Below are 12,361 nucleotides of genomic sequence, written 5' to 3' on the forward strand. Positions count from 1 at the left end.
ACCCAACGAAGGAAAAAGCGCTTGCTTATGCCGGGAAGACCTCACCCCTTGGGCGCAGGTTTGGCCCCGTCCCTCGGCGACTCCCTGGGCGCCTCCTTGGCGCGCACACGCTCGCCATCCTGGACCGTGTCGGGCGGATTCAGCACCACGGCCTCCCCCTTTGAGAGACCCTCGACAACCTCGACTGATCGGCCCAGGTCACGCCCCAGTTTCACGGGCCTCAGGCTCAATGACTGATCCTCATTCAGCACCGCGACCCGGGGACCGTCCTGGCGGTATTGCAACGCCGTTGGTGGCACGAGAAGCGCAGGACGAGCCCCTTCGATTTCCAGCCCGACCTCGACGTACCCCCCCGGCTTGAGCTTGCCATCCGCATTCGGGACCTCCACCTCCACCTGTGCCGATCGTGTGGCCGGGTCGATGCCTCCGGCCACGCGGCGCACCGATCCGCCGAGCTTCAACTGGGGACGCTCGAGCAAGCGCAAGGAAACCGCTTGCCCCACCTTCACGCCGTCGAGGTGACTCTGCGGCACTGCCACGGTCAGGCGCAGCATGTCGTCTTGCGCCAGGTAGTAAAGCTCGCGGCTGGCAGACGCGCTGCCGGCTGTCACCAAGACCCCGACTTCGACTTGGCGGCGAACCACCACGCCATCGAAGGGCGCAACAATGCGACCGAACTGCTGCAGGGCCTCGAGCCGCTGGACACTGGCGCGTGCCGCGGCCAGATCTGCCTGAGCAGCCTGGAAGGCAGACTGGCGCTCATCGAGCTCCTGCTGAGACACCGCATTGCTGCCCCTCAGACCCTCCCATCGCGCCAGCGAGGTTCTGGTCAGTTCAAGTCGAGCCTGAATCTGCTGCAGATTCGCACGGGCCTGGGCCAGATCTTGATCCACCTCCGGTGTGTCGAGCAACGCCAGCACTTCGCCCTGCTTCACCCGGTCTCCGATGTCCTTCTTCCAGGCCTTCACATAGCCATTGGTGCGTGCGTGGATCGCCGCCTCCTGCTTCCCCCTCAGCGTCGCAGGCAAGGACAGCATCCGCTGCCCCCGTGCCACCTCGGGTCGGACGAACAACACCGACCTTACCGCTGTGTCCGCCATGTCGGTCCGAACCGCACTCGCCTGCTTGGCATTCACCCAGGTGCGAGCTCCGCCCGCCAGAAGCAGCACGGCAAGCAGCCCCCACCCCCAGGGCGCCAGACGGAGAGAGGTGGCCGGACATACTTCGACGGGCGAGGCAAGCGTGGGCTCGTCGACCGGAAAGCCCTCCGGGTTCAGTTGTGCATTCATGACAGCGGGATCGATGAGGCGACGACCAGGCCACCACGGCGGTGGGCACGGGCGCGTCGCCATGCGTGGATGCTGGCGAACACCAGCGGAACAAAGACCAGGGTGGACAAGGTGGCGGCCACAAGCCCGCCGATCACGGCGCGCCCCAGTGGTGCGTTCTGCTCGCCGCCCTCACCCAGTCCCAAGGCCATCGGCACCATGCCGATCACCATGGCAAGCGCGGTCATCAGCACAGGACGCAGGCGCGTGGCGCCGGCTTCCCTGGCCGCGGCAACGGCATCTGCGCCCTCGGCCAGCCGCTCACGCGCAAAGGACACAACGAGGATGCTGTTCGCCGTGGCGACGCCCACGGTCATGATCGCGCCGGTCAGCGCAGGCACCGAGAGAGGGGTTCCCGTCAGGTAGAGCATCCAGGCGATACCCGCCAGCGCCGCCGGAAGGCCACTGAGGATGACCGCTGGATCGAGCCACGACTGGAAGTGCACCACCAGCAGCAGGTACACCAGCAGCACGGCCACGATCAGGCCCGCAGCCAGCGCGTTGTAAGCGGTCTTCAGGGTCTCGACCTGGCCCCGCACCGTGATCTCCGCCCCCCGCGGCAACTGGTCACGCACCTCATCGATCAGCGCGGCAATCTCGGCATAGGTGCTGCCCAGATCACGGCCATCGACGCTGACATGGATGTCGAGCACGTTGGCAATGTTGTAGTGCGAGACGTTGCCTTGCAGGCTGGTCGGCCTCACCTGCACCACGCTGCCCAACAATTGCGGCTCGCGCGCGTCCCCTCCACCCGACCCGTTGATCGGCAGACTGAGCATGGCCCCCAGACTGTCCACCTGCTGTTGCGGCACCTGCACAGCCACGTTGTACACGGTGCCATTGACTGGGTTGAGCCAGTAAGTGGGCGCGGTTTGAAAGCTCGAACTCATGGACACCATGACGTTCTGCGCCACATCTCTCGCCACCAGGCCCGTCTGGGCCAGGGCAGCACGGTCCATTTCGAGTGCCAGCGCACGCCGGTTGAAGCGCTGATGCAAGGTGACATCGACAGCGCCCGGCACCTTGCGGATCCGGTTGATCAGCGCGGTGGCCACGGCGAGGTTCTCTTCGGTCTTGTTGCCCTGGATCTGGATATCGATGGGCGCGCTCAGCCCGAAGTTGAGCGTCTGGCTCACCATGTCGGCCGGCTGGAAGTAGAACTCGTTGCCGGGGAACCGCTGGGGCAGCGTGCGCCGCAACTCCCGGATGTAGCCGGCGGTCTTGCGCAGCCCGGGCTTCAGGCTCACGAGGATCTCGGTGTCGCTGCTGTCGAACGTGCCGTTGTTGCTGTAGAGCGTGTTGAAAGGTGAATAGGGCCCGCCGACGATGTCGACCAAGTCCTGCAGCTCCTCGCGGGGGATCACCTGCCGGATGTGGGCCTCGACCTGGTCGATGAAAGCCGGCATTTCTTCGATGCGCGTGCCGAGCGGCGCCCGCACGTGCAACCGGATCTGAGACGCATCGACGACCGGAAAGAAGTCGCGGCCGAGCACGGCAAACAGGCCGCAAGAGGCCACGGCCAGGGTGAGGAAGGCCGCACCGTACCGAAGGCGGTGGTGCAGCAGTCCCGCCAGTTGAGCCGCATAGGCGCGCCGCGCCCGCTCGAACGCGGCTTCAAAGCCATGGTGAACCGACAGCAAGACCGTGCCAAGACGGCCAGGCGGCCGGGCACGCTCCCGGTGGCGCATCAGGTACATCACCAGGGTGGGCACCAGCGTGCGCGACAGCACATAGGAAGCCAGCATGGCGAACACCACCGCCAGCGCCAACGGCTTGAACAGTTGCCCCGTCACGCCAGGCAGGAAGAGCATCGGCACGAAGACGATGCAGATGCACAGTGTCGCCACCAGCGCCGGCCCGGCAATCTCGGCCGCGCCATCGAGGATGGCCGCCTGCGGGGCCTTGCCCATGTGCAGGTGCCGCTCGACGTTCTCGATCTCCACGGTGGCGTCATCCACCAGGATGCCGACCGCCAGCGCGAGGCCGCCGAGCGTCATGATGTTGATGGTTTCGCCAATCAGGTGCAGCACGATCAGCGACACGAGGATGGACAGCGGGATGGACACCGCAATGATGGCGGTGCTGCGCCAGTTGCCGAGAAAGAGCAACAGCAGGGCGGCCGTGAGGCAGCCGGCGATGAGCGCCTCGTGCAGCACCGACTGGATGGCCGCGTCCACGAACACCGACTGGTCAGCGAGCGGTGTCACCGTGATGTCCTCGGGCAGGCTCTGCAGGTAGCGTGGCAACTCCTCCCGAATCTGGCGAATGATGTCCAGCGTCGAGGCCGATCCGTTCTTCAGCACCGTCATGAGCAGGCCGCGCTCGCCATCGCGGCGCACCACGTTCGTCTGCGGCTGGAAGCCATCCTTGACCTGGGCCACGTCGCGCACGAACACCGTGTTGCCATTGACGGTGGTGATCGGGATGTCGCCCAGCGCCTGCATGCTCGATGGCGATCCATTGAGCTGGACGGCTACCTCCTGGCTGCCGATCCGCGCCGAGCCGGAAGGCAGGGTCAGGTTCTGCACGCTCAGTGCGTTGACCACGTCCACCGCCGTCAGCCCGCGCGCCACCAGGGCCGGCCCATTGAGGTCGATCGAAACCTGGCGGAAGCGCCCGCCATACGGTGCGGTCACGGCCACGCCGGGCACGGTGATGAGCTTGGTTCGCAGGACGTTGAAGGCCTGCTCGTTGAGCTCCTGTTCGCTGCGAACGGGGCTGCTGATGCCGAGCTGCAGGATCGGCAGGTCGGTCGCGCTGTACTTGATGATGGTCGGCGGCGTGGCCCCCGCCGGGAGGGAGCGCAAGGCAGCCTGCGTGCTGGACACCACCTGCGCGATGGCTGTGGCCTGGTCGACCTGCGGCTGGAAGAACACCTTGATGACACCGAGACCGGCCATGGTCTGCGACTCGGTGTGCTCCATGTCGCTGACCGAGTTGGCCAGGTTGCGCTCGATCGGCGTGATGATGCGGTCGGTCATCTCCTTCGCGTTGAGTCCGTTGTAGCTCATCAGAATGGCCACGACGGGCACGTCGATCTTGGGAAAGACATCGACGGGCGCCTTGCGCAACAGCAGCGGTGCGGCCAGCAGGATGAGCAATGCCCCCACGAGGAAGGTGTAGGGGCGACGCAGCGCGAGTCGGACGATCCACATGGGGCGGGCGAAGGTAAGCGTCGATAACGCAGTGAAAGAGAGCGTGTGGTCAGGCGGCGGGTGTCCGCAGACACCCACCCGCTGTGCTCACTTGGCGGCGAAGCAGTAGAAGTAGCCGGCACCGCCGGTGCTCACCAGCTTCGCCTGACTGCAACCGCGGCTCGCATGGGCTGAGTTCCAGGACAGCGCCGTGTGCACGCCCCCTGTGCGGTCGAAGTGCCCGACCTGGACAGCCCCGTCCTCCGCACTGCTCGTGTAGTTCTTGCAGGTGCGGTCCGAGGTGTCGTTGACAAAGGCCCGCCCGTCCGGCTGCGAGCCGGTCAGGATGTCGTGCTCGTTCGGCGTGTCGCCAGCCCGCTTCACGGGCAGCCCCTGCTCCGTCAGTGCCGTCGACCAGTTGATGGCGTTGCCGATGCGCGCGTCCTCCAGGTTGTCACCGTGCAGGTGAGCCACGTCGCGGGCGATCAGTGCGCCCTTCACGTTGAACCAGGGGCCGGTGCCGATGCGGTCACGCGCGTGGACGGCCGGCTTGCCGTCCCACGACTGGGTGCTCAGGTAGGCCCGCCAGGTGCGGTTACCGGCACCGACCGCGGCCGCAAGCTTCTGGCAGTGGGCGTCCGCGCCAGCGAGGCCGCCCAGATCCGCGCCCTTGCCGGAGCCGACGCTGGTGACGAAGAAGCTGAAGGGCCCGACCTCCCGGTTGGCCGGCTGCGGGGCAGCGGCCGGCGCTGCGGCAGTCTGGGATTGCACGGCGGCGCTCGTCAGCATGAGCAGGCCCACGAGCGACGCGGCGGCGATCGATTGAATGGTGTGCTTCATGGTGATCAGTCCTTCTTGCGGTAGTCGTCGTGGCAGGCCTTGCAGGTGCCTTGCAGCTTCGCCAGTTGGGCCTTCACCTGACTCACGTCGCCTGCGGCCGCCACACGGGCCAGCTCATTGGCTTCCTTGTTGAACGATGCGGCCACCTCGCCAGCCTTCTTGTCCGTGAACAACTCGGGCTTGGCGGCCGTCTCCTTCCACCCCTTGCCGGTTTCCGTGCCCGGTGCATAGAGCGCGCCCAGTCCGGAGTTGGCCAGGGCGGCTATCGCGTTGGCCGCCTTGATCACGTCGTCCTTGTTGTACGTGCCGTCCACGTTGGCCTTCACGCGGCCGGTGTTCCAGGCGATCACCTGATAGGCAGACTGACGCCACTTGATGAGCTGCTCGGGTTTGGGGGCCTGCTGTGCTTGTGCGGCCGGGGTGGCCAGCAGGGCAGCCAGCACGGTGGATGCCGTGGCGCCCAGAACGGCGACAAAGCGCTTGCGGTTCTTCATGGTCTTCCTTGTGGTGGGTTGGAGATGGAATCAAAGGGAGGATCAGGACCTGCGCCCCTTGGTGGCAGCCAGTTGCTGGACGATCTCCAGCGCCTTGCGCACGTTCTGGTCAGGCGACACGCCGCCGACCGTGGCAGCCACGCGCCCATCCGGCGTGACGACGAAGGTCGTGCGTTCGGTGCGCGCATGGTCGATCTCGATGCCGCGGGTGTCCTTGCGCCCGGCGGGCACTTCGGTGACCGGCAGATCGAATGCACGGGCAACCTGGCCATCCGCATCCGACGCCACCGGAATCTTTCCAGCACAGAACTGCGGATCGGCCGAGAAATCGTTCAGGCGCGCGATGCTGTCGAGCGACACGCCGACGATCGACGCACCCGCCGCGGCGAACTTCTCGACGTTCTGCGCAAACAGGTGAGCCTGCACGTTGCAGCCATTGGTGAAGGCTGAAGGATAGAAATAGACGACCACCGGTCCTTTGCGCAACGCGTCCTTGAGCGCGTAATGAAAGGGCTTTCCCGCTTGTGATGCCTGAAGGCGGAAGTCGGGGGCGATGTCACCCTCCTTGAGCGCGGCGTGGGCGGGCCACGCGAGCCAGGCGGCAGAAAGGGCCAGCACGGCGCCGGCGACAGATTTGTTCATGGTGTGGTGTTTCCTCGTTGATCGGAATGGGCGGACAGCCCCGACAGGTGAGAGGCCAGGGCCTCGATCTCGGTATCAGTCAGAGGGCGGATTGCATCGCTCATCACGCCGCCCGGACTGTTACGGCGATCCCCGCTGCGCCAGTTGCGTAACTGCTGATCGAGATAGCGCCACTCCTGCCCGCCAAGGACGGGCGACAGCGGCTGAGCTCGCAGCCCCTCGCCTCGTGGGCCGTGGCACGCTGCGCAGGCAGGTACGCCCCGAACGGAATCGCCCTGTTCGTACAGCCGGCGTCCGAGCTCGCTGACGTCGCGGGCGTCCCCCCGCATGGACGGCAGCGACGCGAAGTACGCAGCAATGTCGGCCGCGTCTTCGTCGGTGATACTGCGAGCCATGATGGCCATCTGGTCGTGCTTGCGCGCACCCGAACGGAAGTCCTGAATCTGCTTGACGATGTAGGCGGCCTGCTGCCCGGCCAGCCGCGCGAACTTGCCTTCGGGCCCGTTGCTGTGCCCATGGCCTTGCCCGTCTGCACCGTGGCATTCAATGCAGCGTTCGGCATCGGCCTTGTGCTGGCCGAGCGCCGCATCACCGGGTCTCGGCATGGCAGTCGCAGCCTGAAGAGTCGCCCCTCTTCGAACAGGCGTGCCGGCCGCCAGCGCCCACAATGGGAGGGCGGCCATCAGACACAGCAGCACACTGGACAGGGCGCTCTTCACCGACTTCCCCTGCCTCATCAGGACTGCTTGTAGAACGTATGGCAGGCACGGCAGGTGCGCGACAGCTCTGTGGCCGAGCCCGAGGCACCGCCAAAGTCCTGTGCACCCACCTGCTGCTGGATCTTCTCGGTCAGCTGCAGGCTTTTGCGCGAGAGCGCCAGGCCGTCCGGTGCTTCCGGCTTGGCCAGGTAGTGCTTCTCCACTGTCTGGAACAGGGTGTGCAGTTCCTCGGCGTCCTTGGCCGAAGCGCCGGCATCACGCAGGGCGATGTTCGATGCCAGGCTCTTGTTGACGTCCTCCACGTTCTGCATCAAGTCCATGTCCAGCGCAGCGTCGGCGGCGTGGACCAGACCGATGGCCAAGCTCAGCACACTCAGCGAGATCAAAGCAGACGGCTTGCGCATCAGGCCAGAATGTCCTTGATAACTTTGCCGTACACGACGGTGGGGCGCTCGGACCGGCCGTTGTGAATGAAGGTCGTCTTCAGGTGGTCGAGCCCCATCAGGTGCAGCACGGTGGCATGCAGGTCATAGGTGTCGACGGACTTGTCCTTGTCCGCCACCTGCAGACCGATGTCATCGGTCTCCCCGTAGGTGAAGCCGGCCTTCAGCCCGCCCCCGGCCAGCCACTGGGTGTAACCCCAGGGGTTGTGATCCCGGCCACTGCCGCTTTCACCCCACGAGGTACGCGCGAACTCTGAGGTCCACACCACCAGCGTGGTGTCCAGCAGACCGCGCTCCTTCAGGTCGTGCAGCAGGCCGGCAATCGGCTTGTCGACCATGCGCGCCATCACGGCGTGGTTCTGGTCCAGCTCGCTGTGTGCGTCCCAGCTCTGGCGGTCGATGTCCGCGCCTTCAGGGAAGCCGGAGACCACCTGCACGAAGCGCACGCCGTTCTCCACCAGACGGCGGGCCCGCAACAGCACCTCGCCATAACTTTGGCTGGTCTTGTCATTCAGGCCATACAGCTCCTTGGTGGCAGCCGTTTCCTTGCTGATGTCCACGGCCTTCGGGGCGGCCGTCTGCATGCGGTCGGCCAGCTCGTATGACTGCAGGCGGGCCCGCAGCTCGGTGTCGCTGGGGTACCGATCGGCGCCGATGTTGTTCAGACGCTTGAGCAGGTCCAGCGAAGCGCGCTGCTGCGCCGGGCTGCGCAGGTCGGGTCGGTTCAGGTAGAGGATGGGGTTCTCGCCCGGGCGGAAGGCCGTGCCCTGGTACACCGCCGGCAGGAAGCCAGAGGCCCAGTTCACCGAGCCGGCCGACGGCTCGCGGTCGCCGTTGTAGAGCACCACGTACGGCGGCAGATCCGGGTTGGCCGAGCCCAGTGCATACGTGATCCAGGCACCCAGCGACGGCCGCCCCGGGTTGAGGTCACCCGTGTTGAGCTTCAGGATCGAGATGTCGTGCGTGGCGCCCACGGTCGTGCTCGACTTGATGAAGGTGAGCTTGTCGGCGTGCTGGGCCAGGTTCGGCAGCAGGTTCGAGAACCAGGCGCCGCTCTCCCCATATTGCTTCCAGGTGCGCTCCTTCGACACGAAGAGCTTGCCCACGCCGCCTTGCGTGCTGGTCTTGATGCCCTTGAGGAAGGAAGCCGGCACCGGCTCGCCAGCCAGGCGCTGCAATTCCGGCTTGTAGTCGTACAGGTCGAGCGTCGAGGGCGCGCCGTTCTGATGCAGCCAGATCACCGACTTGATCTTGCCGGGAAAGTGCGGCGACTTCAGTGCCAGCGGGTCGGCCAGTTCGGCTGCGGTGGCGGCACCGATGTAGCCGATCCCGGGAAGAAAGCCGCCGAGGGCTGCACCACCGAGGCCCAGGCCGGCCTGGCGCAGGAAGGCGCGACGTTGTTCGTTGTTCATGCTCTGATTCCTTGTCTGGATGAGGGTTCGTCAGCCGGATGGGTCCGGTCAGAAGCGATAGGCAAAGTCGTTGGAGTTCGCGACGGTGTGCACGAGGTCCACGAAGGCCGCTGACTTGATGGGGTCATAGCCCTTGGTGTTCTTCAGGCCCCACGGCACTGCCACCTCGAACTTGCCCTCGGCGACCTTCTGACGGATGGCAATCTGCTGATCGGCGAGGAACTGCTTGAGCGCAGCGCGCTCGGTCTTGTTGGGCTCCCGGGCAAACAGGATCTGGTAGACCCGATTGAGCTGGGCATCCTCGTTCGCCCCGGCCTCGTTGATCACGCGGCCCGCCAGCGCCTGGCTCCAGTCAAAGACAATCTCGCTGTTGAACAGGGTCAGGGCCTGCAGCGGCGTGGTCGTCACATCCCGCTTGTGATGCGGGTTGTTGGGGTTGGCCGGATCGAAGTTCTGCGTGATCGGGTATGGGAAGCTGCGACGCGTGAACACATAGAGGCTGCGGCGGTGCCAGTCCTCCTGGTCATCGGACACGGTCCATGCACGGTTGCCCGCGAAATCCTGCGACTTGCCGACGTCGTTGCCACGCTTGAGCACCGGCGGGAACACGGACGGTCCTCCCACCTTGTCGACCAGCAGGCCCGACGCGTACAGCAACGAGTCGCGGATCTCTTCGGCTTCCAGGCGCTTGCGCGGATAGACAGCCAAGAGCTTGTTCTCGGGGTCGAGCTTCGCGACATCCTTGCGCTCGTCAGACGACTGGCGGTAGGTGGACGACAACAGGATCTCGCGGTGCAGCTTCTTGATGCTCCAGCCGTCGCCAACAAACTTCGAGGCCAGGTGGTCCAGCAACTCGGGATGGGTCGGCTTCTGGCCGGCACGACCGAAGTCGGCCACCGTGGGCACGATGCCCTTGTCGAAGTACTGCGCCCAGACCCGGTTCACGTAGACCCGTGCCGTCAGCGGGTTGCTGTCGGCGCTCAACCATTGAGCCAGAACCGCGCGACGACCGGAAGAATGGGCCAGCGGCGTGATGGGCACTTCGCCCTTGCCGCCCCACAGCGCCGGGATGCCGGGGTTCACGGCCTCCAGTGGCTTCTCGTGGATGCCGGTGAAGCGCACGTGGGTGGGCGGCACCTCCTTGCTGGTCAGTTCCAGCGCGGTCGTCAGGGTGGCACTGCCCTTGGCCGGCTTGAGCTTGTCGAACTGTTTGAGCTGTTCCTGAAGGCCCTTGTACTCCTTCCACAAGGCAACGTGGTCTTCGTTGTAGTCTGCGCGGGTCTTCTCTTCCGCGGTGTCACGCAGGTAGCTGACGATCTCGTTGTCGGACGCCACAGCCTGCTTGCGCCAGTTCACCCACTTGTCGAGTGGCGTCCACTCGGCTTCGGGCTTGAAGATGGCGGCACGGCTGTCATCGAGGTAGCGCTCGTTGTAGTACTTGCGACCAGCCTCGCGCACTCGATCGAGAATGGCTTTCTGGCGGGCGCGGATGTCCTTCGTGGCTTCGTTGTACGCGGCAAGCTGCTTCTGATAGACATGGTCGAACTCGGTCTCGGAGCCCTTCGCCAGCGGTGCCTTCTCGTTGAAAGCCGTGTTGGCGAAGAAGGCCTGCAGCTGGAAGTACTCCTTTTGACTGACACGATCCGACTTGTGGTTGTGGCAGCGGGCGCAACCAATGGTCTGCGCCAGGAAGACCTCACCGACCAGATCCGTCATGTCGGTCTCAATCTGGTACTTCCGCTGAATGAGGTCACGCGAGTTGTAGTTGTCGGGGTAGCCCGCCAGAAAGCCCGTTGCAATGCGGGCCTGCTGGTCTTCCGGCCACAGTTCGTCACCGGCCAGTTGCTCCTGGATGAAGCGGTTGTAGGGCTTGTCGCTGTTGAAGGCGTTGATCACGTAGTCGCGATAGCGCCAATTGTTGGGTCGCGTGTTGTCGTTCTGAAAGCCGGTGCTGTCCGCGTAGCGGGCCAGGTCCAGCCAACGACGGGCCTGACGTTCCCCGAAGTGATGAGAGGCCAACAGACGGTCCACCAGCTTCTCGTAAGCCTGAGGCGACTTGTCGTTGACGAAGGCCTTGACCTCCTCCGGCGTCGGGAGCAGGCCCCATGCATCCAGCGTGGCGCGACGGATGAAGGTGGCCCGATCGGCTTCAGTCGAAGGCTTGAGCCCGGCGGTTTCCTGCTGGGCCAACACGAAGGCATCGATGGGCGAGCGCACCCACCGCGTGTTCTGCACGCCGGGCACAGCCGGGGCCTTGAGTGGTTGATAGGGGCTCCACCGACCGCTGGCCGCGGCCGATGCCACGGCTTTGGTGGGCACTTGTTTCGACGCCGTCGAAGGCGCGGGCTCGGCCGCCTGCAAAGAAACAGCTACCAGCCCCATCGCGGCAGAGACAAGCCATCTGTTATTCATTTCCAAAGCCTCCATTTGCAATACGCAGAAAATTCATTTGCTTGCTTTCATTGGGCATATCCGCCCGCAACGGAATAACTGAAATAGGTTTGTTCACCCGGCCCCGCGAGAGAAGTCCCACGCAGCGATCGATGGGGCATAGAGCAACTTGCGCGCCAGCCAACCCATCCACATCACCAACCGAGACATCGAGCTCAAGTACTTGATTTTTATGGATATTTATCGAACTTATATCCATATCAAAACAACAAGGAAGTGGAGGACTCCTCGCTGTCACGGCCACCCCAGGTGATTCCTCAACACCACCGTGCGCAAAAATCAACAGGGTGCTTCACAAAAATCAACACAAGGGGACTTTAATACCTTCAAAAACCAGGGAAAGGGGTTGGCACAAACCCTGCGTAAAGGTCGGCTCCCAATATTCGGAATCCCTTGAAGCAGGAGCCATTTAGTGTCCTTTCAGAAAAAGTCTCAGGTGGCCTTCGCAGCCTTGCTAGCGCTGTCAGGCACCGCCGTCCACGCGCAGACCAGCGAGGTCCAATCGCTGAAAAACACGGTCGAAGAACTGCAGCGCCAGGTGGAGGAACTGCGCGGGCTGGTCCGGCAGCAGTCGGTGTCCTCTGCCGCCCCAGCAGAAGGCGAGTCGCAGGAAAGTGTCGACGCGCGGACGGCAGCCTCCAAAGCCGACATCCAGGGCCTCCGCACCGACCTCGAGAACTACAAGTACGACCAGTCGCGCCTGCAGGAGCGCAACATTCCCAGCGTCACACGCAACACGCGCCTGGGTGGGACCATCACGTTGGGGTACGAGTGTTGAATCACGAGCAAAACTGAGCCACTAAAGGGCATCCGTCACGCCCAATTTTGAGCCACGTTATCCACCTACCCTGCTGTTTTTTGCAGCAGTGGGGTGCAGGAGTGATCAACGTGAGCACAT

General features: G+C 64.5%; 11 protein-coding genes. 1 reads left to right on the forward strand and 10 read right to left on the reverse strand.

Annotated features, from left to right (window positions below; genetic code table 11):
* Positions 1-41: 41 nt before the first annotated feature.
* From QZ709_RS02160 to QZ709_RS02205, 10 genes are all read right to left on the reverse strand, one after another.
* Positions 42-1,289: an efflux RND transporter periplasmic adaptor subunit gene (locus tag QZ709_RS02160; RefSeq protein WP_294635724.1), complete on the reverse strand. Its 1,248-nt coding sequence runs from the start codon at positions 1,287-1,289 to the stop codon at positions 42-44.
* Positions 1,286-4,483, reverse strand: coding sequence for an efflux RND transporter permease subunit (locus tag QZ709_RS02165; RefSeq protein ID WP_294635725.1), 3,198 nt, complete (start codon positions 4,481-4,483; stop codon positions 1,286-1,288). The genes QZ709_RS02160 and QZ709_RS02165 overlap by 4 nt, the downstream gene beginning before the upstream one ends.
* An 87-nt stretch (positions 4,484-4,570) precedes the next feature.
* Positions 4,571-5,302 carry a lectin gene (locus QZ709_RS02170; RefSeq protein ID WP_294635726.1) on the reverse strand — a complete coding sequence of 244 codons (732 nt, stop codon included), beginning with the start codon at positions 5,300-5,302 and terminating at the stop codon, positions 4,571-4,573.
* Between the two features lie 5 nt (positions 5,303-5,307).
* On the reverse strand, positions 5,308-5,796 hold the full coding sequence (locus QZ709_RS02175) for a cytochrome c (protein ID WP_294635727.1): 489 nt from the start codon (positions 5,794-5,796) through the stop codon (positions 5,308-5,310).
* Between the two features lie 42 nt (positions 5,797-5,838).
* Positions 5,839-6,438 carry a peroxiredoxin gene (locus tag QZ709_RS02180; protein ID WP_294635728.1) on the reverse strand — a complete coding sequence of 200 codons (600 nt, stop codon included), beginning with the start codon at positions 6,436-6,438 and terminating at the stop codon, positions 5,839-5,841.
* The gene (locus QZ709_RS02185) at positions 6,435-7,043 is read right to left on the reverse strand and encodes a c-type cytochrome (RefSeq protein WP_294635729.1); all 609 of its coding nucleotides are present in this window, start codon (positions 7,041-7,043) and stop codon (positions 6,435-6,437) included. The genes QZ709_RS02180 and QZ709_RS02185 overlap by 4 nt, the downstream gene beginning before the upstream one ends.
* A 131-nt stretch (positions 7,044-7,174) precedes the next feature.
* A complete protein-coding gene (locus tag QZ709_RS02190) occupies positions 7,175-7,561 on the reverse strand; it encodes a hypothetical protein (protein WP_294635730.1) in 387 nt (128 codons plus the stop codon).
* The gene (locus tag QZ709_RS02195; RefSeq protein WP_294635731.1) at positions 7,561-9,012 is read right to left on the reverse strand and encodes a DUF1501 domain-containing protein; all 1,452 of its coding nucleotides are present in this window, start codon (positions 9,010-9,012) and stop codon (positions 7,561-7,563) included. Before QZ709_RS02195 ends, QZ709_RS02190 begins: the two co-directional genes overlap by 1 nt.
* Positions 9,013-9,060: 48 nt before the next feature.
* On the reverse strand, positions 9,061-11,331 hold the full coding sequence (locus QZ709_RS02200; protein ID WP_294635732.1) for a DUF1549 and DUF1553 domain-containing protein: 2,271 nt from the start codon (positions 11,329-11,331) through the stop codon (positions 9,061-9,063).
* Between the two features lie 85 nt (positions 11,332-11,416).
* Complete coding sequence (locus tag QZ709_RS02205) at positions 11,417-11,746, reverse strand: hypothetical protein (RefSeq protein ID WP_294635733.1); 330 nt, start codon at positions 11,744-11,746, stop codon at positions 11,417-11,419.
* 129 nt (positions 11,747-11,875) lie between these two features.
* On the opposite strand from QZ709_RS02205, the gene QZ709_RS02210 reads away from it, so the two are divergent.
* Positions 11,876-12,241, forward strand: coding sequence for a hypothetical protein (locus QZ709_RS02210; RefSeq protein ID WP_294635734.1), 366 nt, complete (start codon positions 11,876-11,878; stop codon positions 12,239-12,241).
* Positions 12,242-12,361 lie beyond the last annotated feature (120 nt).

The organism is uncultured Aquabacterium sp., assembly GCF_913773725.1.
In the GTDB taxonomy this organism is placed as follows: Bacteria; Pseudomonadota; Gammaproteobacteria; order Burkholderiales; family Burkholderiaceae_C; genus Aquabacterium.